Consider the following 510-nt stretch of genomic DNA (forward strand, 5'->3'; position numbering starts at 1 on the left):
GGTATTCCTCCAGATCTCTACGCATTTCACCGCTACACCTGGAATTCTACCCCCCTCTACAAGACTCTAGTTCGCCAGTTCGAAATGCTATTCCTAGGTTGAGCCCAGGGCTTTCACATCTCGCTTAACAAACCGCCTGCGCACGCTTTACGCCCAGTAATTCCGATTAACGCTCGGACCCTCCGTATTACCGCGGCTGCTGGCACGGAGTTAGCCGGTCCTTCTTCTGTAGGTAACGTCACAGATATARCGTATTAARYTACACCCTTTCCTCCCTACTGAAAGTGCTTTACAACCCGAAGGCCTTCTTCACACACGCGGCATGGCTGCATCAGGGTTTCCCCCATTGTGCAATATTCCCCACTGCTGCCTCCCGTAGGAGTCTGGGCCGTGTCTCAGTCCCAGTGTGGCTGATCATCCTCTCAGAACAGCTAGGGATCGTCGCCTTGGTGAGCCATTACCTCACCAACTAGCTAATCCCACCTAGGTTCATCCAATCGCGGAAGGCCC

Annotated in this window: 1 rRNA gene; it reads right to left on the minus strand. The window is 53.5% G+C overall.

The features are described from left to right. Positions 1-510: ribosomal RNA gene (locus L5M10_RS24130) — 16S ribosomal RNA — on the minus strand; the annotation flags it as partial.

It is taken from the genome of Shewanella sp. SM32 (assembly GCF_025654235.1).
GTDB classification, from domain to species: domain Bacteria; phylum Pseudomonadota; class Gammaproteobacteria; order Enterobacterales; family Shewanellaceae; genus Shewanella; species Shewanella oncorhynchi.